Genomic DNA, 22,239 nt, shown 5'->3' on the forward strand with positions numbered 1-22,239 from the left:
ATGAAAGGGCCGTATGGTAGTGAAACTGGCCGCGCCGCCAACCGATCGCCCGCGAGCGGATCGACATATGTATCCAACGCAGGGTTCTTTGTCGGCGGCCTGCATCGCCCCGTACACTGCCTTTTGCCTACTGTTGAGGAGCACACACCAATGATGATGAAGAAGACAAGCACCCGATTCCGCCCGGCACTGCTCGCCGCTGCCTCCGTTCTTGCGCTGGCCGCCACGGCCCCGGCCTTCGCCGGCAAGACGCTCGACGCGGTCAAGCAGCGCGGCACCGTCAAGTGCGGCGTGACCAACGGCGTGGCCGGTTTCTCGGCCCCCGACACGCAGGGCAACTGGTCGGGCCTGGACGTTGACACCTGCCGCGCCATCGCCGCGGCCGTGCTGGGCGATCCCAAGAAGGTCGACTTCGTGCCGCTGAATTCGCAGCAGCGCTTCTCGGCGCTGCAGGCCGGCGAGATCGACATCCTCGCGCGCAACACCACCTGGACGCTCACGCGCGACGCCTCGCTGGGCTTCAACTTCACCACCATCACCTACTACGACGGCCAGGGCTTCCTGGTGCCCAAGAAGCTCAAGGTGACGAGCGCCAAGCAGCTCAAGAACGCCACCATCTGCACGCAGTCGGGCACCACCAACGAGAAGAACGTGTCGGACTACTTCCGCGCGCAGAACATCCCGGTGAAGACCGTCGTGTTCGAGAGCTTCGAGGCCTCGTTCAAGGCCTTCTTCTCGGGCCGCTGCCAGGCCTTCACCACCGACGCCTCGGCGCTGGCCGGCCTGCGCAACAAGGAAGCGCCGAACCCCGACGACTACCTCATCCTGCCCGAGCTGATCTCCAAGGAACCGCTCGCACCGCTGGTGCGCCGTGGCGACGACGAGTGGTTCGCCATCGCCAAGTGGGTGCCCAACGCGCTCATCGAGGCGGAAGAGTTCGGCGTCACGCAGGCCAATGCCGACCAGCTCAAGGCCGGCAGCAAGGACCCGGCGCAGCAGCGCCTGCTCGGCGCCGGTGAAGACCTCGGCAAGCTGCTCGGTCTCGACAAGGACTGGTCGTACCGCGCCATCAAGGCCGTGGGTAACTACGGCGAAATGTTCGAGCGCAACGTCGGACCGAAGTCGGTGCTCAAGCTGCCGCGCGGCTCCAATAATTTGTGGAGCAAGGGCGGCCTGATCTACGCACCACCCGTTAGATGAGCCGCCAGGCCTCGCGCCGCGGCGCCTGGCTGGCTTGGCTCGTGCAGGCCCTCTTGGTGCTGGCCGTCGTGGCCGGTGCCTTCTGGGTGGTGAACCATGCGCTCGAGGTGCTGCGCGCACGCGGCGTGCGTTCGGGCTTCGACTTCCTCACCGAGCCCGCGGGCTTCTCGATCAGCGAAGGCTGGCTCGACTTCGATGCCAGCCAGCCGTCGTGGCGCGCCTTCCTCGCGGGCCTGATCAACACCGTGCGCGCGGCCGTGCCGGCGGTCATCTTCGCGGTGGTGCTCGGCACGCTGATCGGCATCGGTCGGCTCGCGCCGCACGTGCTGCTGCGCGGCATCTGCACCGCGTACGTGGAGCTGCTGCGCAACGTGCCGCTGCTGGTGCAGTTGCTGATGCTGGCGTTCGCGATGGCCAACCTGCTGCCCGACCCGACCGAGCCCGTGCACCTGTTGCCGGGCGTGTGGCTCAGCAAGGGCGGGCTCAGCGTGCCCTGGCCCGTGGCGGGCGAGGGCGGCGGGTGGCCCACGCATTTCGAATGGCCCGAGCGCGGTGACTTCGGCGTGAGCGGCGGCGCCGCGCTGAGTCCGGAGTACGTGACCATCGTCGCCGGGTTGTCGCTGTACTCGGCGGCCTTCGTCGCCGAGATCGTGCGCGCCGGCATCCTCTCGGTCTCGCAGGGGCAGGTGCTGGCGGGGCAGGCGCTGGGCCTGTCGTCGGTGCAGCAACTGCGCATCGTGATCCTGCCGCAGGCGCTGCGCGTGATCGTGCCCTCGCTCACCAACCAGCTGCTGAGCCTCACCAAGAACTCGTCGCTCGCCGTGGCCGTGGGCTATCCGGAGCTGGTGTCGGTGGCCAACACCACCATCGGCTCGAACGGGCGCGCCTTCGAGTGCATCGCGATCATCATGGCGGTGTACCTGCTGCTGTCGCTCGTGATCTCCTTCGGCATGAACCGCTACAACGCGCGCGTCGCGCTGCGAGGCTGGCGATGAGAAACGTCGCGCAAGGCCCCATCGCGTGGCGCAGCGAGCTGTGGGGTTCGCCGCTGCGCGCGCTGGCCACGGTGCTTCTGCTGGGCCTGCTGGCCTGGGCCGGCTTCCACGCGTTCGAGTGGGGTGTGGTGCACGCCGTGTTCCGCCCCGACGCCGACGCGTGCCGCGCGGTGCAGCATGGCGCCTGCTGGGGCGTGGTGGCCGAGAAGTGGCGGCCCATGCTCTTCGGGCGTTTTCCGTACGAAGAGCAATGGCGCCCGGCTGTCGCTGTCGTCGTGCTGTCCGCGGTGACGGTGCTCAGCGCCTGGCCGCGCAGCTGGCGCTGGTGGCTGGCGCCCTTGTGGGGCGTGGCCTTGCTGATGTTCGTCGGATTGATGCACGGCGGCGTGGCCGGGCTGAGCGTGGTGCCGACCAGCCGCTGGGGCGGCCTGCCGCTCACCATCGGGCTCGCGGTGGTCGGGCTGGCGCTGGCCTTTCCGCTGGCGCTGCTGCTCGCGATGGGGCGGCGCTCCGAATGGCCCGTGGTGCGCACGCTGAGCGCGAGCTACATCGAACTGGTGCGCGGCGTGCCGCTGATCTCGGTGCTGTTCATGGCCTCGTTCCTGCTGCCGCTGCTGTGGCCCGCGGGCTGGCAGCCCGACGTGCTGGTGCGCGTGCTGATGGGCCTCACGCTGTTTGTCGCGGCGTATCTGGCGGAGATCATCCGCGGCGGCCTGCAGGCCGTGCCGCGCGGGCAGACCGAGGTGGCGATGGCGCTGGGCTTCGGCCGCTGGCCGGTGCAGCGCGACATCGTGCTACCGCAGGCGCTGCGCCTCGTGGTGCCGGCGCTGACCAACAGCGTGGTCGGCACGCTGAAGGACACCTCGCTGGTCACCGTCGTCGGTCTGTTCGAGCTGACCGGCGCACTCGGCCTGGCGCTGGGTGGCGATCCGGTCTGGCGGCCGTTCTACCTCGAGGGCTACCTGTTCGTGGCCGCCGTCTACTGGCTGCTGTGCTTCGGGCTGTCGCGCTACAGCGTCTGGCTCGAGCGGCGCCTGGGCACCAGCTCGGCGTAGCCGGTCTGCGCATCGGGCTCGCGCGAGAAGCGCCACTCGGGCAGCACCGCGACGAGGATCTCGGCGGTGGTGCGCACCACGCAGCCCGGCGCGGCATGGCCGCCCGACACCCGGCCGGCGCCGTCCGACACGCTGAGATGCAGGTGCGAGCCGTCGGGCGACAGCGTGCCGGCGAGCGTGAGGATTTCAAGGTCGCCTTCGATCCGCGTCGCCGTCTCTGCGCCTGCGAAACGGATGCTCGCGCCGCGCAGGCTGCCGATGCCCGAGACCACGAAGGCCGCGTCGCCGATGCCGGCTTGCGTCAGCACGGCGTCGAGCGCCGCGCGCAGGTCGTCGCCCGGTTGCAGCCGCAGCACCAGCGTGTCCATGCGCGTGCGCCTCGCGTCAGCTCGTCGACAACGCCTTGTCGACCACCTGCTGCGCCTCGCCGAGGATGCGTGCGAGGTGGTCGTCGCCGAGGAAGCTCTCGCCGTAGATCTTGTAGATGTTCTCCGTGCCCGAAGGCCGCGCGGCGAACCAGCCGTTCTCGGTGACGACCTTCACGCCGCCGATGGCCGCGCCGTTGCCCGGGGCGTGGCTCAGCACGTTCTCGATCTTCTCTCCCGCCAGCGTGGTCGAGGTGATCTGCTGCGGCGACAGGGCCGACAGGCGTTTTTTCTGCTCGGGCGTGGCGGGCGCGTCCACGCGGTCGGACACGGGGCGCCCCAGTGCCTGCGTCAGCTCGTTGAAGCGCTCGCCGGGGTCGCGACCCGTGCGCGCGGCGATCTCGGCCGAGAGCAGGGCGGGCACGATGCCGTCCTTGTCGGTGGTCCACGCGCTGCCGTCGTGGCGCAGGAAGGTGGCGCCCGCGCTTTCCTCGCCCCCGAAGCCCAGCGAGCCGTCCACCAGGCCGTCGACGAACCACTTGAAGCCCACGGGCACCTCGTACAGCGGGCGGCCCAGCCGCGCCGCCACGCGGTCGATCATGCGGCTGCTGACCACCGTCTTGCCGACGGCTGCCTGCGCCGGCCAGTGCGGGCGGTGCGTGAAGAGGTAGTCGACCATCACCGCGAGGTAGTTGTTCGGCTGCATCAAGCCCGCGCTGCGCGTGACCACGCCGTGGCGGTCGTGGTCGGTGTCGCAGGCAAAGGCGATGCCGAAGCGGTCTTTCAGCGCGACCAGCCCGTGCATCGCGTCGGGCGACGACGGGTCCATGCGGATGCGGCCGTCCCAGTCGAGCGACATGAAGCGGAAGGTCGGGTCGACCGCCTGGCTCAGCACGTTCAGGCGCTGGAGCTTGTAGCGCGCAGCAATGGCGGGCCAGTAGTGCACGCCGGCTCCGCCCAACGGGTCGACACCGAGGTCGATGGTGCCGCCGCGGATCGCGTCCATGTCGAGCACCTGGGCCAGGTCTTCGACGTAGGTGTTCAGGTAGTCGTGGCGGTGCGTGGTGGACGCCTTCAGCGCCTGCGCCAGCGGCATGCGTTTCACACCTTCGAGCTTGTTCGCCAGCATCTTGTTGGCGGCGGCTTCGACCGCGGAGGTGATGTCGGTGCCTGCGGGGCCGCCGTTGGGCGGGTTGTATTTGAAGCCGCCGCTCTCGGGCGGGTTGTGCGAAGGCGTGATCACGATGCCGTCGGCCAGGCCGCTGGTGCGTCCGCGGTTGTAGACCAGGATGGCGTGCGACACGGCCGGCGTGGGCGTGTACTCGTCGTCCTTCGACAGCATCAGCTCGACGCCGTTGGCCGCCAGCACCTCGACCGCGCTGGCGAAGGCGGGTGTGGACAGCGCGTGCGTGTCGATGCCCAGGAACAGCGGACCGTCGATGCCTTGCTGTTTGCGGTAGTCACAGATGGCCTGGCTGATCGCCAGCACATGCCATTCGTTGAACGCATCGTCGAACGAGGAGCCGCGATGCCCCGAGGTGCCGAAGGCCACGCGCTGGCTGGGTACAGCCGGGTCGGGGCGGCCGGTGTAGTAGGCCGAGACGAGGCGCGGCACGTCCACCAGCAGATCAGACGGGGCCGGCTGGCCCGCGAGGGGATGGGAAGAGGTGCTCATGTCGAAAGCGGGTGATGAAAGAGGAGCGCGCCGGCGGTGCCGTGCGCGGCCTTTCAGCATACGCCATGGCCGGGGGCGGCTTGCCGCCTGCGCGCTCGTTCGCAGAGCTTCGCTTACAACCCTTTCAATGTGAGCGCCGCGTGCGCACCCGCTCCGGGCCGTCGCCCGTGGCCAGCCACCGGGCCGGCACTTCGAAGTACGCGGCGATCGCATGCAGGTGCAGAGTGCCGGCACAACTGTGGCGGTCGGTGAGCCAGCGGATCACGGTGGGGGCGCTGACGCCGCACTGTCGGGCGAGCTCGGATTTCCATTGAGGCTGCGATCCGGCGACGAGCGAGATCAGGCGGTCTTGAAAGCTGGCGTTCATGGTCGGCCCCCTTTGGCGACAACAGCGGTCGGCTCTGAATTTCCTCGAAACGCGCCAGGCACCCAACCCCTCCTTCGCAGGGGCTGGTAGTTTTTTGCGTGGAGGGTGATCTAGTTCCGACGCGCGGCGGCTGCACCCGTGAGCACCAGCGTCAGAATGAGGGTGCATATCGGCCAGAAAGGCCGAAGGGGGTGTGCCATGAAAGTGATGTTGCTGGACGATCACGCGTTGTTTCGCGCCGGTCTACGCATGCTGCTGGAGAACACGGGTTGCAGTATCGAGATCTTCGAGGCCGCCACGGTCGACGAAGCCTGCGCTCTGGGGCTGCGCCATCCCGACCTGGACCTCTGCTTGCTGGACCTCGAGCTCAAGGGTGAGTACGGCCTGGACGCACTGGTGCGTCTGAGGGCCATGGCGCACGACATCGCGGTCGTGGTGGTGTCGGCCTCGACCGATGTAGACATCATCCGTGGCTGCCTGGAGGCGGGCGCCATGAGCTTCGTGCCCAAGACCATGCCGGCCGACTTCCTCAAGCAGGCCCTCGAGACCGTGCTGGCAGGGGAGGTCTACCTGCCGCAGGAAATCCTGCACGCGGGGCCGAAGAGCACCGCCAGGCCGACGCTCAGCCCGCGCCAGACCGACACGCTGCACGGCTTGGCGCGCGGGCTGCCGACCAAGTCGATCGCGCGCGAGCTCGGCCTGTCCGAGCACACGGTGAAGGAGTACATCGGCACCTTGTTCCAGGCACTGGGTGTGCACAATCGCACCGAGGCCGTGATCACGGGCATCCGCCTGGGACTGTTGTCTCCGCTGCAGCGCAAGGGGTCATGAGCGGGCCACCGCGGGCGGCTAAGCTTCAGGCTGGTTTCAAGGAGCAAGACAAGATGCGCATGACGTTTGGCCGGCACGGGTTTCTTCTGACGGCTGCGGCCCTGGCTGTGGTGCTCGCGGGCTGCGAGGCCCCGCCCAAGGACCGGCCGCTCACCTCCGAAGTGCCGGCGCCGCCGAGCTTCGCGCCACCGCCCGAGAGTTGCCAGGCGCCGGAAGTGCGCTTTGCGCTCGGCATGCAAGCAACCCGCCCCTTGCTGGAGGAGATGCGCCAGCGCGCCGGCGCGAAAACCGCCCGCACCGTGCCGGCCACGGCGCCGGCCGACCCGGCGCAGGACGCGACGCGTCTGAATGCACAGGTCGATCCCACGGGTCGCATCCTCGGCGCGTACTGCGGCTGAGCCGCACCCGCCAAGTCCGCGGCCTCACTGGGAGGCCAGTGCCTCCATCAGGTCGGTCTCGATGGCCAGCTGCGTCTTCTGGCCTTGCAGTTCCGGCCCGCTGATCAGGAAGGTGTCTTCCACCCGTTCGCCCAGGGTCGTCACCTTCGCCAGCTGCAGGTTCAGGTGATGCCGCGCGAGCACGCGCGCCACCGAATACAACAGGCCCGCACGGTCGCTGGCCGAGATGCTGAGCAGCCAGCGCTGCGCCTTGTCGTCGGGCACGAGGCTGATGCGTGGCTTGATCGGAAAACTGCGTACCCGGCGTGACACGCGCCCCATGCTGGGGGCGGGCAGGGCGCCGGCTTCGGTGAGCGTTTGCGCCAGGCCGGTCTCGACCATGCTGATCAGGTCGCGGTAGTGGTCGGGCTGGAAGGTCGTCACCACCTGGAAGGTGTCGAGCGCGTAGCCGTTGCTCGTGGTGTGGACCTTGGCGTCGAGGATGCTGAACGACGCCTGGTCGAAATAGCCGCAGATGCGTGCGAACAGGTCGGACTGGTCGGGCGTGTAGACCACCACCTGCAGCCCTTCGCCCACCGGCGACAGGTGCGCGCGCACGATGGGCAGGGCCTTCGGGTCGATGGGCACGTTCTTCGGCGGCACGAAGCGCGACAGCTGCTTGGCGTGCCAGGCGATCTCGGTGGCGTCGTGGCGCATGAAGTAGCCGACGTCGAGCGTGTCCCACAGCGCCTTGTGCGCCTCGAAGCGCTGGGCGTGCAGGGCCAGCTGCACCAGCGCCTCGCGCTTGCGGGCCTCGACCTCGGCGTCCGGGTCGGGCATGCGCCCGCCCAGGGCGCGCAGCGTGAAGCGATACAGGTCTTCGAGCAGCTTGCCTTTCCAGGCATTCCACACGCGCGGCGAGGTGCCGCGGATGTCGGCCACCGTCAGCAGGTACAGCGCCGTGAGGTAACGCTCGTTGCCCACGCGCTTGGCAAAAGCGCCGATGACCTCGGGGTCGCCCAGGTCCTGCTTCTGCGCGACCTGGCTCATCACCAGGTGCTCGGCCACGAGGAATTCGATGAGCTTGGCGTCTTCACGCGCAATGCCGTGCTGCTTGCAGAAGCGCTGCACGTCGCGCGCGCCGAGCGTGGAGTGGTCGCCGCCGCGGCCCTTGGCGATGTCGTGGAAGAGGGCGGCGACGTAGAGGATCCAGGGCTTGTCCCAGCCGGCCGCGAGCTGCGAGCAGCCCGGGTACTCGTGCGCATGCTCGGCGATGAAGAAGCGGCGCACGTTGCGCAGCACCATCAGGATGTGCTGGTCGACCGTGTACACATGGAACAGGTCGTGCTGCATCTGCCCCACGATGCTGCGGAACACGCGCAGGTAGCGTCCCAGCACCGAGGTCTGGTTCATGAGCCGGAAGGCATGCGTGATGCCGTAGGGTTGCTGCAGGATCCGCATGAAGGTCACGTGGTTGACCGGGTCGTTGCGGAACTTGCTGTCCATGACGTGGCGCGCGTTGTACAGCGCGCGCAGCGTGCGCGCCGACAGGCCCTTCACGCCGATGGTCTTCTGGTACAGCAGGAAGGTCTCGAGCACCGCATGCGGCTCGCGCTCGTACAGGTCGTCGCTGGCGATCTCGATCAGGCCGGCGCGTTCGTAGAAACGCTCGTTGATCGTCGTGGGCTGCTCGTCGATGGGCTGCAGCCGCTCGGAAATATTGAGCAGCAGGATCTGGTTGAGCTGCGACACCGCCTTGGCCGCCCAGTAGTAGCGACGCATCAGCGCTTCGCTCGACTTGCGCTGCGACTCGCTCTCGTAGCCGAAGCTCGCGGCCACGGCGGTCTGCAGGTCGAACACCAGTCGGTCTTCGCGCCGGTTGGCGATCACGTGCAGGCGGGCGCGGATGAGCGAGAGCAGGGCCTCGTTGCGCTTGATCTGCTGCGCCTCGAAGGGCGTGGCCAGGCCGTTCTTGGCCAGGTCGTCCCAGCGGCTGCCGAAGCCGGCGGCCTTGCTCATCCACAGGATGGTCTGCAGGTCGCGCAGGCCGCCGGGCGATTCCTTGCAGTTGGGTTCGAGCGCGTAGGGCGTGTTGTCGAACTTCTGGTGGCGGTGCCGCATTTCCTGCGACTTGGCCACGAAGAAGGCCTGCGGATCGATGGCCTGGGTGAAGCGGCGGCGGAAGGCCGCAAAGAGCTTCTTGTCGCCCGTGATCAGGCGCGATTCGAGCAGCGAGGTCTGGACCGTGATGTCCTTGGCGGCCTCGTCCAGGCACTCCTCGAGCGTGCGCACGCTGGAGCCAATCTCGAGGCCGGCGTCCCAGCACTGGCCGATGAAGGCCTCGATGCGGGCCGGCTCGACGCCGCTGTCCTGGCCTTCGGGCGGCAGCAGCAGCAGCACGTCGACGTCGGAGTACGGAAACAGCTCGCCGCGCCCGTAGCCGCCCACCGCGGCCAGCGCGAAGGCGTCGCCGAAGCCGGCCTCGTTCCACAGCGCCGTGAGCGTCTGGTCGGCCAGCGCCGAGAGCTGGCGCAGCACCGTGTGGACGCTGCGGGTGGGCGCGCGTGCGAAGCGCAGGGTGTCGAAAAGGGCGAGCTTTTTCGCGCGATAGGCTTCGCGCAGCGTCGCCACGTCGATCTTGGCTGCTTCGATCACGGCGGGGGCGCGCTGGGGCGCGTCAGGTTTTGGTGGAGGTGACGAAGGCCGGCAGCGGCGGGCTGCCTTCGGAGAGCGTCAGCACCTCGTAGCCGGTCTCGGTGACGAGCACCGTGTGCTCCCACTGGGCCGACAGCGAATGGTCGCGCGTGACGATGGTCCAGCCGTCGTACTGGCCGCCCTTGAAGTCTTCCTTCACGTCGCGCTTGCCGGCGTTGATCATCGGCTCGATGGTGAAGATCATGCCGGGCTTGAGCTCTTCCATGGTGCCCGGGCGGCCGTAGTGCAGCACCTGGGGTTCTTCGTGGAAGCGCTGGCCCACGCCGTGGCCGCAGAACTCGCGCACGATCGAGAAGCCCTGGCCCTCGGCGAACTTCTGGATCGCATGGCCCACGTCGCCCAGGTGAGCGCCGGGGCGCACCTGCAGGATGCCGTGCCACATGGCCTCGAAGGTGACGTTGCACAGGCGCTTGGCGGCAATGGAGGCGTCGCCGATCACGAACATGCGGCTGTTGTCGCCGAACCAGCCGTCCTTGATGACGGTGACGTCGACGTTCATGATGTCGCCCTTCTTCAGGGGCTTGTCATTGGGGATGCCGTGGCACACCACGTGGTTCACCGAGGTGCACAGCGACTTCGGGAACGGCACGCTGCTGGCGCCCATGTAGCCCACCGTGGCCGAGGTGGTGCCCTGTTTGACCATGTACTCGGCGGCCAGGCGGTCCACGTCGTTGGTCGTGATGCCGGGCTTGATGAAGGGCGTGAGGTAGTCCAGCACCTCGGACCCGAGGCGGCAGGCGACCCGCATGGCTTCGATGCCTGCGGCGTCTTTGTAGGTAATGCTCATGCCCCGAATTATCCCATTCGGCAAGCTAAAATTCCGGGTTAACGCGGATGACCCCAGTCAGCGGCCTCCGCCTCGATTCCTTGATTCCCAACGCGGCCCCCGAGGCCCTCCATCGACCGTGACGCAGCCCGCACCTCAAGCCCTTCCTGTCGTAACCATGTTCGAGGGCGGCAGCGCACTCAGCGACTTCCGTGCGCGGCAACTGCTGCCGAAGCTGCAGGCCATCGAGCCACGCATCGAGGGCATTTCGGCCCGTTTCGTGCACCTGGTGGTCACCGATGCGTCGCTGGGCGACGCCGAACGCGAGCGCTTTGCCGCGCTGCTGACCTACGGCGAGCCCTTCGAGGCCCCGGCGGCCAAGGCGAGCGCCTCGGTGGTCGTCACGCCCCGCCTGGGCACCGTGTCGCCCTGGGCCTCCAAGGCAACCGACATCGCCCACAACTGCGGCCTGGCACTGCGCCGCGTGGAGCGCGTCACCCAGTACCACCTGAAGCTGAAGGCGCCGCTGATCGGCAAGGCCCCCGTGCTCGAGGGCGACGCCCTGGCCGCCGTGGCCGGCCCGCTGCATGACCGCATGACCGAATCGGTGCTCGCCGCGGTCGAGCAGGCGGCCAGCCTGTTCAGCGAACTGCCGGCCCAGCCGATGGCGCAGGTCGACGTGCAAACGGGCGGGCGCGACGCCCTGGTGGCGGCCAATACCGGCTTCGGCCTGGCGCTGGCGGAAGACGAAATCGACTACCTCGTCGAAGCCTTCACCCGCCTGGGCCGCAACCCCAGCGACGTCGAACTGATGATGTTCGCGCAGGCCAACAGCGAGCACTGCCGCCACAAGATCTTCAACGCCAACTTCACCATCGACGGCGTGGCCCAGCCGCAGAGCCTGTTCTCGATGATCCGCCACACCGAGAAGCAGAACCCGCAACACACGGTGATCGCCTATGCGGACAACGCCTCGGTGATGGAAGGCGCGACCATCGAGCGCTTCATTCCGGCGAACGGCTCGCAGAGCTATCAAAAAGATAGCGCCCTGAGCCATGTGCTGATGAAGGTCGAGACGCACAACCACCCGACGGCCATTTCCCCGTTCCCGGGCGCCTCGACCGGCGCGGGCGGCGAGATCCGCGACGAAGGCGCCACCGGCCGCGGCTCCAAGCCCAAGGCCGGCCTGACCGGCTTCACGGTTTCCAAGCTTTGGCCCGAAGACGGCCACTACGGCAAGCCCGAGCACATCGCGAGCCCGCTGCAGATCATGACCGAGGGCCCGCTGGGCGGCGCCGCGTTCAACAACGAATTCGGCCGTCCCAACCTGCTGGGCTACTTCCGCGAATACGAACAGGCCGTGGCGAGCGACCTTGATACCGTGCAGCGCGGCTACCACAAGCCCATCATGATCGCGGGCGGCCTGGGCAGCATCGACGCTACCCAGACCAAGAAGATCCAGTTCCCGGCCGGCTCGCTGCTGATCCAGCTCGGCGGCCCCGGCATGCGCATCGGCATGGGCGGCAGCGCCGCCAGCTCGATGGCGACCGGCGCCAATGCGGCCGAGCTCGACTTCGACTCGGTGCAGCGCGGCAACCCCGAGATCGAACGCCGTGCGCAGGAGGTCATCAACCACTGCTGGCAGCAGGGCGCGGCCAACCCGATCCTGGCGATCCACGACGTGGGCGCGGGCGGCCTGAGCAATGCCTTCCCCGAACTGACCAACGACGCCGGCCGCGGCGCGCGCTTCGACCTGCGCGCCGTGCCGCTCGAAGAGTCGGGCATGGCCCCCAAGGAAATCTGGTGCAACGAGAGCCAGGAGCGCTACGTGCTGGCCATCGCGCCGGAGTCGCTTGAGCAGTTCAAGGCCTTCTGCGAGCGCGAGCGCTGCCCGTTCTCGGTGGTCGGCGTGGCGACCGAAGAGCGCCAGCTGCTGGTGGCCGACGAAGGCGCGGCGGTGCAGCCGGTCGACATGCCCATGGACGTGCTGCTGGGCAAGCCGCCCAAGATGCACCGCGACGTGAAGACCGTCGCCCGCAGCTTCAAGCCGCTCGACCTCACGGGCGTCGACCTGCAGAAGGCCGCCATCGACGTGCTCGCGCACCCGACCGTGGCTTCGAAGCGCTTCCTCATCACCATCGGCGACCGCAGCGTGGGCGGCCTGACGCACCGCGACCAGATGGTCGGTCCGTGGCAGGTGCCCGTGGCCGATTGCGCCGTGACGCTGGCCGACTACAAGGGCTTCGCGGGTGAGGCGATGAGCATGGGCGAGCGCACGCCGCTGGCCGCGCTCGACGCGCCGGCCTCGGGCCGTATGGCCGTGGCCGAGGCCATCACCAACCTGCTGGCCGCGCCGATCGAACTCTCACGCCTCAAGCTGTCGGCCAACTGGATGGCCGCCTGCGGCGAGCCCGGCGAAGACGCCGCGCTGTACGAGACCGTGAAGGCCGTGGGCCTGGAACTGTGCCCGGCCCTGGGCGTGTCGATTCCGGTCGGCAAGGATTCGCTGTCGATGCGCACGCAGTGGAAGGACGATGGCGAAGCCAAGAAGGTCACGTCGCCGGTCAGCCTGATCGTCACCGCCTTCGCCTCGCTGGCCGACGTGCGCGGCACGCTCACGCCGCAGCTCGACGCGACCGAAGACGACACCACGCTGGTGCTCATCGACCTCGGCCGTGGCCAGCACCGCATGGCCGGCAGCATCCTGTCGCAGACGCTGAACCAGAGCGGCGACATCGTGCCCGACCTCGACGACCCGGCGCAGCTGGTCGCGCTGGTCAACGCCGTGAACGCGCTGCGCGCCGACGGCAAGATCCTCGCGATGCACGACCGCAGCGACGGCGGCCTGTTCGCCACCGCCTGCGAAATGGCCTTTGCCGGCCATGTCGGCGTGGCGCTGAACGTCGACATGCTCGTCACCGAAGGCGACGGCATTTCCGACAGCCGCATGGAAACCGGCGACGCCAAGAACTGGGCGCAGCAGGTCAGCGCGCGCCGCGAAGAGCTCACGCTCAAGGCGCTGTTCAACGAAGAGCTGGGCATGGTGCTGCAGGTGCGCACCGCCGAGCGCAACGACGTCATGCAGGTGCTGCGCGCCCATGGCCTGAGCACGCACAGCCACTTCGTCGGCAAGACGCGCCCGGCCAGCTCGGCCATGGACGCCGGCAAGGGCAAGCTCGAAGTCTGGCGCGATGCCAAGTCGGTGTTCAGCGCCTCGCTGCACGACCTGCACCAGGTCTGGGATTCGGTCAGCTGGAAGATCGCCCGCGAGCGCGACAACCCCGCCTGCGCCGATGCCGAGCACGCCGCGGCCGGCGTGCCGAACGACCCGGGCATGCACGTGTTCCTGCCGAACGCCCCGGTGGCACCGGCCATCCTGCAGTCGCGCCCCAAGGTCGCGATCCTGCGCGAGCAGGGCGTCAACTCGCATGTCGAGATGGCCTATGCCTTCACCGAAGCCGGCTTCGAGGCCTTCGACGTCCACATGACCGACCTGCAGACGGGCAGGGCGGACTTGGCCGCGTTCAAGGGCGTGGTCGCCTGCGGCGGCTTCAGCTACGGCGACACGCTGGGCGCGGGCATCGGCTGGGCGCGCAGCATCACCTTCAACCCGAAGCTGGCCGAGCAGTTCAAGACCTTCTTCGGTCGCGCCGACACCTTCGGGCTGGGCGTGTGCAACGGCTGCCAGATGTTTGCCGAACTGGCCGACATCATCCCGGGCGCCGAAGCCTGGCCGCGCTTCACCACCAACCAGAGCGAGCGTTTCGAGGCGCGCCTGTCGATGGTCGAGGTGCTCGAGTCGCCCAGCATCTTCTTCGCGGGCATGGCCGGCAGCCGCCTGCCGATCGCGGTGGCGCACGGCGAGGGCTACGCCAATTTCAAGCACCGCGGCGACGCGGCCAAGGCCATCGGCGCGATGCGCTTCGTGGACAACCACGGCCAGCCGACCGAGCAGTACCCGTTCAACCCGAACGGCAGCGCGGGTGGGCTGACCTCGGTCACCACGCCGGACGGCCGCTTCACCGCCGTGATGCCGCACCCGGAGCGCGTGTTCCGCAACATCCAGATGAGCTGGACCTCGGGCGACAAGAGCGACCTGAGCCCGTGGATGCAGATCTGGCGCAACGCGCGCAAGTGGGTGGGTTGATCGACCGAAGTCGGGCCGTGCAGGCGGCCTGACGACAGTCAACGAAAAATGCCCTCCAGGCTCGGGTCTGGAGGGCATTTTTTCATGGGAATTGATGCGCCTGAGGCGCCGTCGATCAACGCTGGCTGTTCAGCATCGACGCCTTGAACGACAGCACATGCGTCTTCGCCGCTTCGGCCGCTGCATCGGCGTCATGCCGCTGCAGCGTGGCGACGATGGTGCGGTGCTCTTCGATCACCTCGGCCAGATGTCCCTCGGCGGCCAGTGAGATCGCCCAGAAGCGCTGCGAGCGTGCGTGCAGCACGCTCAGGATGTCCTGCAGCATCGCGTTGCGCGCCGCCGCTGCGATCTTTTCGTGGAAGAGGCGGTCCAGGTTCATCACCGACATCGCATCGCGCCGCTGCGCGGCCGCTTCGAACTGCTCGGCGATGGCCTGCAGCTCGGCCAGCTCGGCCTCGGTGATGGCCGCCGCGGCCAGGCGCATGCACAGCACCTCGTTCACCAGCCGGACCTCGATGAGCTCCAGCGCGTCGTTGATCGACAGCGGCGAAGCCATCGCGCCCTTGCGCGGAATGATGCGGACCAGGCCCTCGGCCGACAGGCGGTGCAGCGCCTGGTTCACCGGCGTGCGGCCCACGCCCAGCCGCTCCATCACCTGGGCGGTGTTGAGGTATTCCCCGGGCTTGTAGGCCAGGGTCACCAGGGCTTCCTTCAGGCGCAGGTAGGCGGTTTCGTTGAGGGAGATGGCTGCTTCGGGCCGCCGGACGGGGGCTTTGCGGGCGGGCGTGGCTGCGTTCATCGGGGCGGGAGGGTCATGGTGGAGTTCCCCGATGGTACCTGCGGGAAATCCCTTTGAAGTTTCTGTGGACTCACTGTAATATCGTTGTGAAATTTCACTGGAACTTCAATCGAGCTGCCACCCATGAAACTGTCTTTCGAACTTCCCGAGGGGAATGCCCCGCAAACGCTGAGTTTCGAGGCCCGGCACCTCGTGATCGCCGGTTGGACCGGGCGCGACACCGCCGCCATCGAGCACCACATCGAGGAACTCGCCGAGCTCGGCGTGCCCGCGCCCAGCACCGTGCCGCTGTTCTACCGGGTGGCCACCCAGCAGCTGAGCCAGGCCGACGTCGTGCAGGTGGTGGGGGCCGACACCTCGGGCGAGGTCGAGCCGCTGCTGTTCCTGCACGGGGGCGAGTTCTTCGTCTCGATCGGCTCGGACCACACCGACCGCGCGCTGGAAGCGCACAGCGTGGCGCTGTCCAAGCAGATCTGCGTGAAGCCCGTGGCGCGCAGCGCCTGGCGGCTGGCCGACGTGCAGGAGCGCTGGGACACGCTGGTGCTGCGCTCGTGGATCGAGGAAGGCGGTGAATGGCGTCTGTACCAGGAAGGCACGTTGGCCGCGCTGCGTCCGCCGGCCGATCTGCTGGCGCGCTGCGCCGCGGCCGACGGCGAACCGGCCGACGGCTTCGCGATGACCTGCGGCACCGTCGGCGCCATTGGCGGCATCCGCCCGGCCGCGCGCTTTCGCATGGAGCTGGTCGACGAACACATGGGCCGCCGCATCGCGCACGAATACCGCGCGGTCTCGCTGCCGATCGTCGCTTGACGCACGAGGACCGCACATGCCCGCCGCGATCTCCCTCGAAGCCGCCCGTGCCGACCTGGCCGCAGGCCGCACCACCTCGGCCGCGCTGACCGCCTCGGCGCTGCAACGCATCGCCGACCCTGCCGGCGAAGGCGCGCGCACCTTCACGCGCGTGCTGGAAGACCGCGCCCAGCACCTGGCGCGCGCCTCCGACAGCCTGCGCGAAGCCGGCGTCGTGCGCTCGCCGCTCGAAGGCCTGCCGGTCTCGGTCAAGGACCTGTTCGACGTGGCCGGCGAAACGACGACCGCCGGTTCCGTCGTGCTGCGCGACGCGCCGCCCGCCGCGCGCGACGCCGAGGCCGTGCGGCGCCTGCTGGCGGCCGGCGCCGTGCTGGTCGGCAAGACGAACATGACCGAGTTCGCGTACTCCGGCCTCGGCCTCAACCCGCACTACGGGACGCCGGCCAATCCGTGGCAGCGCGGCGAGCGGCGCATTCCCGGTGGCTCGTCCTCGGGCGCAGCCGTGGCGGTGGCCGACGGCATGTGCGTCGCGAGCGTCGGCAGCGACACCGGCGGCTCGGCGCGCATTCCGGCGGCGCTGTGCGGCATCACCGGCTTCAAGCCGACGGCGCGTCGCATGCCCGGCACCGGGCTCGTGCCGCTGTCGCACAGCCTCGACGCGGTCGGCGTGATGGCGCTCGACGTGGCCGGTTGCGTGGCGATGGATGCGGTGCTGTCCGGCGTGTCCGAGGCGCCCCGAACGCAGCACCTGCGCCAGGCCCGCTTCGCGGTGCCGACCTCGCTGGTGCAAGACGGCATGGACGCGCACGTCGCCGCAACTTTCCAGCGCGCGCTGCAGCGCCTCTCGGCCGCCGGCGCGCAGCTGGTCGAACTGGCGGTGCCCGAGTTCGACGAGCTCGCGGCCATCAATGCCGCAGGCGGCTTCAGCGCCGCCGAGTCGTGGGCGTGGCATGCCGAGCTGATCGAACGCAGCGGCAGCGGCTACGACCCGCGCGTGCTCAGCCGCATCCTGCGCGGCAAGGACTTCACGGCGCGCGCCTACCTCGTGCTGCAGGCGCAGCGGGCCGATTGGCAGCGCCGCGTGGCCGCGCGCCTGGGCGAATTCGATGGCTGGCTCATGCCGACCGTGCCGCTGGTGGCGCCGCGCATCGAGGCCCTCGAAGCCGACGAGGCGCAGTACGTCGCGGTCAACGCCGCGATGCTGCGCAACCCCTCCATCGTCAACTTCATGGACGGCTGCGCCATCTCCTTGCCCTGCCACGCGGCCGGCGAAGCGCCCGTGGGCCTGAGCCTTGCTGGCCTGCCGATGCGCGACGCCGCGCTGCTCGCGTGGGCCGCCGACATCGAACGCACCCTGCGCGCCACCGCCGATTGACCCGTCTGCCTACCCTCAAGAAACTCCGGAGAACCTCATGACCCAGCGCTTCCGTTTCCCGCTCGCCTCGCTTGCCTGTCTTGCCGCCGGCCTGGCGTGCATCGTGCCCGCCGCCCATGCGCAGGATGCCTATCCGTCCAAGCCGATCCGCATGGTCGTGCCGTTCCCACCGGGCGGCAGCATCGACATGACGGCGCGCCTGGTCGGCCAGAAGCTCTCGACGGCGCTGGGCCAGCCCGTGCTGGTGGACAACCGCCCCGGCGCCAGCGGCAACATCGGCATGGACTACGTCGCCAAGGCGCCCAAGGACGGCTACACCTTGCTGATGGTGCACACCGGCCTGGCCTCCAACGGGCACATGTTCGCGAAGCTGCCCTATGACCCGATCAAGGACCTGGCGCCCGTGATCCGCGTGGCCGACCAGCCCAACGTGCTCATCATGAATCCCAAGTGGACGTTCAAGAACGTCGGCGAGCTGGTGGCCTATGCCAAGGCCAACCCCGGCAAGCTCAGCGTCGGCACCTCGGGCGTGGGCGGCCCGCAGGACGTGGCCGCGCGCCGCTTCATGCAGATGACCGGCACCGATTTGCTCAACGTGGCGTACAAGGGCGGGGCGCCCGCGCTGTCCGACCTGGTCGGTGGGCAGATCGACATGATGTTCGAGACCTCGCCGACCGCCGTGCCCTATGCCAAGAGCGGCAAGCTGAAGGCGCTGGCGGTCACGGGCGACAAGCGCGTCTCGACCTTGCCCGACGTGCCGACGGTGGCCGAGTCCGGTGTGCCGGGCTACCGCTTCATGGGCTGGGTCGGCCTGGTGGCGCCGGCCGGAACGCCCGCACCGGTCATCGCCAAGCTCAACGAGCAGGTGCAGGCGCTGCTCAAGAACGCCGACACGCAAAAGCAGTTCACCGATCTCAGCCTGGAAGTCATCGGCGGCTCGACGGCGGACTTCACAAGCTTTGTGCGCAAGGAGTCGAACGACTACGCCCGGTTCGTCAAAGACTTCAACATCACGCCGCAATGAAAAAAGCCCCGCAGTTGCGGGGCTTTTTCTTGGGCGATGGGCCGCAGGCTTACTCGACCTTGGCCTTCGCGCGCAGGTCTTCCTGGTACTTCTGCAGGCGCTGCTGTTGCAGCTGCTGCGTGATCTGCGGCTTCACTTCTTCCAGCTTCGGCAGTTGGGCCTGGCGGATGTCGTCGACGCGGATGATGTGGTAGCCGAACTGGGTCTTGACCGGGGCAGGGGTGGTCTCGCCCTTCTTGAGCTTGATCATCGCTTCCGAGAACTCGGGCACGAAGCTGGCGGGGTTGGCCCAGTCGAGGTCGCCGCCGTTGGCGCCCGAACCCGGGTCCTTGCTCTGCTTCTTGGCGATGTCTTCGAACTTGGCGCCCTTCTTCAGGTCGGCCATGATCTTCTTGGCCTGGTCTTCGGTCTCGACCAGGATGTGGCGGGCCTTGAATTCCTTGCCGCCGTTGGCTGCCACGAACTTGTCGTACTCGGCCTTCACGTCGGCGTCGGACACCGCGTTGGTCTTGCGGTAGTTCTCGAACAGCGCGCGGATCAGGATGGCCTGGCGGGCGAGTTCGAGCTGGTTCTTGTAGTCCTCGGTGGCGTCCAGGCCTTGCTTTTGCGCTTCCTGCATGAACACTTCGCGCGCCACGATTTCCTCGCGCAGCTGGCTTTGCATCTCGGGCGTCACCGGGCGGCCGGCGGCAGCCAGCTGCTGGGCCAGGACGTCCATGCGGGCCTTGGGCACCGGCTTGCCGTTGACGATGGCTGCGTTCTGCGCCAGGGCCGACAGGGGGAGTGCACCGATCAGCGCTGCGGCCGCAACGGCCTGCAAGATGTGTTTTTTCATGAAATGAATATCAGGCTGGAGAGGAAATGCGCGTGTAGGAAAAGGCGCGGGAAAGAAAGCAGGAATCAGGAGAAAAGAAGGAGAGGGTGGGCGGCCGCGGCGAACGCGGCAAGCAACCGATTGGACGACTCAGAGCACCTCGATGGCGATGGCGTGCAGACCCTGTGCGATAAAAACTTGGAGGGCATCATACACAAGCCGATGCCGCGCCACGCGGGGCTTTCCGTCGAACAGCGGGGAGGCGATGCGCACCCGGAAATGCGTGCCGTAGCCCTCGGCGTTGGCGCCCGCATGGCCCGCGTGGGCGGCGCTTTCGTCGATCACTTCGAGCTGCGTGGGCGAAAGCGAGGCGCGCAGCGCCGCCTCGAGTGCGGCCACGGTGGGCAGGGGGATGGTGGTGGTCGTCATGCGGTCGGCTTGTCTTCCTTGAGGTGCGGCGCGATGTACAGGCCCTGCGCCACCAGGAAGACGATCGGGAACACGTAGCCCCAGAGCTTGAAGTTGACCCAGGCCTCGGTCGTGAAGTACGCCGCCACGTAGCCGTTGATGAGCGCCATGAAGAGGCAATAACCGATCCACGCCACGTTGAGCCGGCCCCAGATGCGCTCGGGCAACTCGAGCTGCGCGCCCAGCAGCATCTTCAGGAAGTTCTTCTTCAGCGCCCACAGGGCCACGGCCAGCGCGACGGCCATGGCGCCGTACAGCACCGTCGGCTTCCACTTGATGAAGCGGTCGTCGTGCAGCACCAGCGTGAGCGTGCCGAACAGCAGGATCAGCACCAGCGTGGCCTTCTGCATCGCCTGCAGCTTACGTTCCATGGCGTAGATGACGGCCATCTGCACCACGGTGGCGGCCATCAGCACGCCGGTGGCGGTGTAGATGTCGGCGAACTTGTAGGCGCCGAAGAACAGCAGGATCGGAAAGAAGTCGAGGAGCAGTTTCATTTCTTCTTCTGGAAGTCGAGCGACGCCGAGTTCATGCAGTAGCGCAGGCCGGTTTCGGTGGGGCCGTCGGGGAACACGTGGCCCAGGTGGGCGCCGCAATTGGCGCACACGTTCTCGGTGCGCACCATGCCGTGCGAACGGTCGACGATGTTGCGGATGGCGCCCGGCACGGCTTCTTCGGAGAAGCTGGGCCAGCCGCAGCCGGCGTCGAACTTGGTGGCGGCTTCGAACAGCTTGGCGCCGCAGCAGATGCAGTGGTAGGTGCCGTCGTCCCAGTGGGCTTCGTACTTGCCGGTGAAGGGGCGTTCGGTGGCGGCGTGGCGCGTCACCTCGAAGGCGGCGGGTTCGGCACCCTTCTCAGCGAGCAGGGCTTTCCATTCGGCGTCGGTTTTCTGTACGGGCGTGGTCATGAGGAGCAGCTGATTTCGATCGTGGAGGCCCAGTCGGGCGGGAAGCCGGCGTAGTCGTCGGCACCGGGGTGTTCTTCACATGGGGTTTGGAGCAGCGTCAGCAAGGTTGCCACACCCGCATGGTCCTTTTGCTGACTGGCTTCGATGGCCTGCTGGCCCAGGTGGTTCCGCAGCACGAACTTGGGGTTCGACTGCCGCATCAATTTTGCCGCTTCGGCACGCTGCGATTGTGCATGGCGCTCCGAAAAAGAGAGCATCCAGGCATCGAAGCCGGCCCGGTCGAGGAACAGGTCGCGCACCGGCTCCACGTTGCCGTCGGCCATGTGGTTCGACAGGCGGCGCCAGAAGATGGTGTGGTCGACCTTCTCGGCGGCCATCAGCTTGAGCACGCCCTCGATCAGCGCGCGGTCGCCCTCGGCGGGCGCCGACAGGCCCAGCTTGGCGCGCATGCGGTCTTCGAAGGCGTTGGGGAACACGGTCTTGTACGACTCCAGCGCGGCCACGGCGATTTCCTGGTCGCCGATCAGCGGCAGCAGCGCCTGCGCCAGGCAGAACAGGTTCCAGTAGGCGACGTTGGGTTGCTGGTTGAAGGCGTAGCGGCCCTGGGTGTCGCTGTGGTTGCAGATGTGGCGCGGGTCGAAGCCATCGAGGAACTGGAACGGCCCGTAGTCGATGGTGAGCCCGAGGATGCTCATGTTGTCGGTGTTCATCACCCCGTGGCAGAAGCCCACGGCCTGCCACTGTGCGAGCAGGGCGGCGGTGCGCTCGCTCACGGCCTCGAGGAAGGCGGCGTAGGCGTTGCCGTTGAAGCGCGCGGTGGCGCGGCACTCGGGGTAGTAGCGGTCGATGACGTAGTCGGCCAGCGCGCGCAGCTCGTCTTCGCGCTGGTTGGCGGCGAAGTGCTCGAAGTGGCCGAAGCGGATGAAGCTGGGCGCCACGCGGGTGACCACGGCAGCGCTTTCCAGCTCCTCACGGCGCACGCGGGCGTCCGAGCCCGTCACGCACAGCGCGCGCGTGGTCGGAATGCCCAGGCCATGCATGGCCTCGCTGCACAGGAACTCGCGGATGCTCGAGCGCAGCACGGCGCGGCCGTCGCCGCCGCGCGAATAGGGCGTGCGCCCCGCGCCCTTGAGCTGCACTTCGAGCCCGCCCTCGGTCTCGCCGAGCAGGATCGCGCGCCCATCGCCCAGTTGCCCGGCCCAGACGCCGAACTGGTGGCCGCTGTAGACCGTGGCGAAAGGCCGCGTGCCCGCGACCGGCAGGCTGCCGGTGAGGGCGGCGAGCGTGGTGTCCGAGTCGCGCCAGCCGGGCGGCAGGCCCAGCTCGCGCGCCACGGCGTCGCTGTGGCCGACCCAGTACGGGTCGGACAGTGGCGTGGGGCGCAGTTCGGTGAAAAAGGCGGGGCCCAGCGTCGAGAAGCCGGGCTTCCAGCGCAGGCCCAGGTCGGCGACCGGGGTGTCTTCGGCTAACAAGCTCATGCCCGGATTGTCCGGCAGCGCGCGAAACCCCTGGCCGCGGAGGCCATCGGGCGCGTGGGGCGGGCGCCGCC

At 68.3% G+C, this 22,239-nt stretch carries 20 protein-coding genes; 9 read left to right on the forward strand and 11 right to left on the reverse strand.

The window, feature by feature from the left end; translation table 11 throughout:
* Positions 1-156 precede the first annotated feature (156 nt).
* Genes AC07O4_RS05595 through AC07O4_RS05605 form a run of 3 tightly spaced genes read left to right on the forward strand, consistent with a single transcriptional unit; the run spans position 157 to position 3,250 of the window.
* On the forward strand, positions 157-1,200 hold the full coding sequence (locus AC07O4_RS05595) for an amino acid ABC transporter substrate-binding protein (protein WP_492743225.1): 1,044 nt from the start codon (positions 157-159) through the stop codon (positions 1,198-1,200).
* A complete protein-coding gene (locus tag AC07O4_RS05600; protein ID WP_492743211.1) occupies positions 1,197-2,195 on the forward strand; it encodes an amino acid ABC transporter permease in 999 nt (332 codons plus the stop codon). Before AC07O4_RS05595 ends, AC07O4_RS05600 begins: the two co-directional genes overlap by 4 nt.
* Positions 2,192-3,250 carry an amino acid ABC transporter permease gene (locus tag AC07O4_RS05605; protein WP_495303955.1) on the forward strand — a complete coding sequence of 353 codons (1,059 nt, stop codon included), beginning with the start codon at positions 2,192-2,194 and terminating at the stop codon, positions 3,248-3,250. Before AC07O4_RS05600 ends, AC07O4_RS05605 begins: the two co-directional genes overlap by 4 nt.
* On the opposite strand, the gene AC07O4_RS05610 is transcribed toward AC07O4_RS05605, so the two are convergent.
* From AC07O4_RS05610 to AC07O4_RS05620, 3 genes are all read right to left on the reverse strand, one after another.
* The gene (locus tag AC07O4_RS05610) at positions 3,205-3,618 is read right to left on the reverse strand and encodes a PPC domain-containing DNA-binding protein (protein ID WP_495303956.1); all 414 of its coding nucleotides are present in this window, start codon (positions 3,616-3,618) and stop codon (positions 3,205-3,207) included. The two genes, AC07O4_RS05605 and AC07O4_RS05610, sit on opposite strands and share 46 nt — an antisense overlap.
* A gap of 16 nt (positions 3,619-3,634) precedes the next feature.
* Positions 3,635-5,290: a phosphoglucomutase (alpha-D-glucose-1,6-bisphosphate-dependent) gene (pgm, locus tag AC07O4_RS05615; protein WP_495303957.1), complete on the reverse strand. Its 1,656-nt coding sequence runs from the start codon at positions 5,288-5,290 to the stop codon at positions 3,635-3,637.
* A 124-nt stretch (positions 5,291-5,414) separates the two neighbouring features.
* Positions 5,415-5,657, reverse strand: a complete 243-nt coding sequence (locus tag AC07O4_RS05620) for a helix-turn-helix domain-containing protein (RefSeq protein WP_062471259.1) — start codon at positions 5,655-5,657, stop codon at positions 5,415-5,417.
* A 198-nt stretch (positions 5,658-5,855) separates the two neighbouring features.
* On the opposite strand from AC07O4_RS05620, the gene AC07O4_RS05625 reads away from it, so the two are divergent.
* Both AC07O4_RS05625 and AC07O4_RS05630 read left to right on the forward strand, forming a co-directional pair.
* Positions 5,856-6,488, forward strand: coding sequence for a response regulator (locus AC07O4_RS05625; RefSeq protein ID WP_495303958.1), 633 nt, complete (start codon positions 5,856-5,858; stop codon positions 6,486-6,488).
* Positions 6,489-6,541: 53 nt separating this feature from the next.
* Entirely contained in the window at positions 6,542-6,886 is a 345-nt protein-coding gene (locus AC07O4_RS05630; protein WP_095948574.1) for a hypothetical protein, read from the forward strand.
* Positions 6,887-6,910: 24 nt separating this feature from the next.
* On the opposite strand, the gene AC07O4_RS05635 is transcribed toward AC07O4_RS05630, so the two are convergent.
* Together AC07O4_RS05635 and map are read right to left on the reverse strand one after the other, a co-directional pair.
* Complete coding sequence (locus AC07O4_RS05635; RefSeq protein WP_062471264.1) at positions 6,911-9,520, reverse strand: [protein-PII] uridylyltransferase; 2,610 nt, start codon at positions 9,518-9,520, stop codon at positions 6,911-6,913.
* A gap of 22 nt (positions 9,521-9,542) precedes the next feature.
* Positions 9,543-10,367 carry a type I methionyl aminopeptidase gene (gene map, locus AC07O4_RS05640; protein WP_062471267.1) on the reverse strand — a complete coding sequence of 275 codons (825 nt, stop codon included), beginning with the start codon at positions 10,365-10,367 and terminating at the stop codon, positions 9,543-9,545.
* Positions 10,368-10,524: 157 nt separating this feature from the next.
* Here map and purL point away from each other — a divergent pair, with 157 nt between their 5' ends.
* Positions 10,525-14,493 carry a phosphoribosylformylglycinamidine synthase gene (purL, locus tag AC07O4_RS05645; RefSeq protein ID WP_495303959.1) on the forward strand — a complete coding sequence of 1,323 codons (3,969 nt, stop codon included), beginning with the start codon at positions 10,525-10,527 and terminating at the stop codon, positions 14,491-14,493.
* A 115-nt stretch (positions 14,494-14,608) separates the two neighbouring features.
* On the opposite strand, the gene AC07O4_RS05650 is transcribed toward purL, so the two are convergent.
* The gene (locus tag AC07O4_RS05650) at positions 14,609-15,292 is read right to left on the reverse strand and encodes a GntR family transcriptional regulator (protein ID WP_095745340.1); all 684 of its coding nucleotides are present in this window, start codon (positions 15,290-15,292) and stop codon (positions 14,609-14,611) included.
* Between the two features lie 123 nt (positions 15,293-15,415).
* Here AC07O4_RS05650 and AC07O4_RS05655 point away from each other — a divergent pair, with 123 nt between their 5' ends.
* Genes AC07O4_RS05655 through AC07O4_RS05665 form a run of 3 tightly spaced genes read left to right on the forward strand, consistent with a single transcriptional unit; the run spans position 15,416 to position 18,501 of the window.
* Entirely contained in the window at positions 15,416-16,102 is a 687-nt protein-coding gene (locus AC07O4_RS05655; RefSeq protein WP_495303960.1) for a DUF2848 domain-containing protein, read from the forward strand.
* 16 nt (positions 16,103-16,118) lie between these two features.
* On the forward strand, positions 16,119-17,477 hold the full coding sequence (locus tag AC07O4_RS05660; protein WP_495303961.1) for an amidase: 1,359 nt from the start codon (positions 16,119-16,121) through the stop codon (positions 17,475-17,477).
* A 37-nt stretch (positions 17,478-17,514) separates the two neighbouring features.
* Entirely contained in the window at positions 17,515-18,501 is a 987-nt protein-coding gene (locus AC07O4_RS05665) for a Bug family tripartite tricarboxylate transporter substrate binding protein (protein WP_139701590.1), read from the forward strand.
* A gap of 49 nt (positions 18,502-18,550) precedes the next feature.
* Here AC07O4_RS05665 and AC07O4_RS05670 read toward each other — a convergent pair whose 3' ends face one another.
* From AC07O4_RS05670 to AC07O4_RS05690, 5 genes are all read right to left on the reverse strand, one after another.
* Positions 18,551-19,336 carry a peptidylprolyl isomerase gene (locus AC07O4_RS05670; RefSeq protein ID WP_062471282.1) on the reverse strand — a complete coding sequence of 262 codons (786 nt, stop codon included), beginning with the start codon at positions 19,334-19,336 and terminating at the stop codon, positions 18,551-18,553.
* Between the two features lie 129 nt (positions 19,337-19,465).
* A complete protein-coding gene (locus AC07O4_RS05675; RefSeq protein WP_056580792.1) occupies positions 19,466-19,744 on the reverse strand; it encodes a BolA family protein in 279 nt (92 codons plus the stop codon).
* The gene (locus AC07O4_RS05680; RefSeq protein ID WP_062471286.1) at positions 19,741-20,280 is read right to left on the reverse strand and encodes a septation protein A; all 540 of its coding nucleotides are present in this window, start codon (positions 20,278-20,280) and stop codon (positions 19,741-19,743) included. The genes AC07O4_RS05675 and AC07O4_RS05680 overlap by 4 nt, the downstream gene beginning before the upstream one ends.
* Positions 20,277-20,690, reverse strand: coding sequence for a peptide-methionine (R)-S-oxide reductase MsrB (msrB, locus tag AC07O4_RS05685; protein ID WP_070060682.1), 414 nt, complete (start codon positions 20,688-20,690; stop codon positions 20,277-20,279). Before msrB ends, AC07O4_RS05680 begins: the two co-directional genes overlap by 4 nt.
* Positions 20,687-22,168, reverse strand: a complete 1,482-nt coding sequence (locus tag AC07O4_RS05690; RefSeq protein ID WP_495303962.1) for a protein adenylyltransferase SelO — start codon at positions 22,166-22,168, stop codon at positions 20,687-20,689. The genes msrB and AC07O4_RS05690 overlap by 4 nt, the downstream gene beginning before the upstream one ends.
* Between the last annotated feature and the right edge of the window lie 71 nt (positions 22,169-22,239).

It is taken from the genome of Variovorax sp. GW821-FHT09D04, assembly GCF_059416405.1.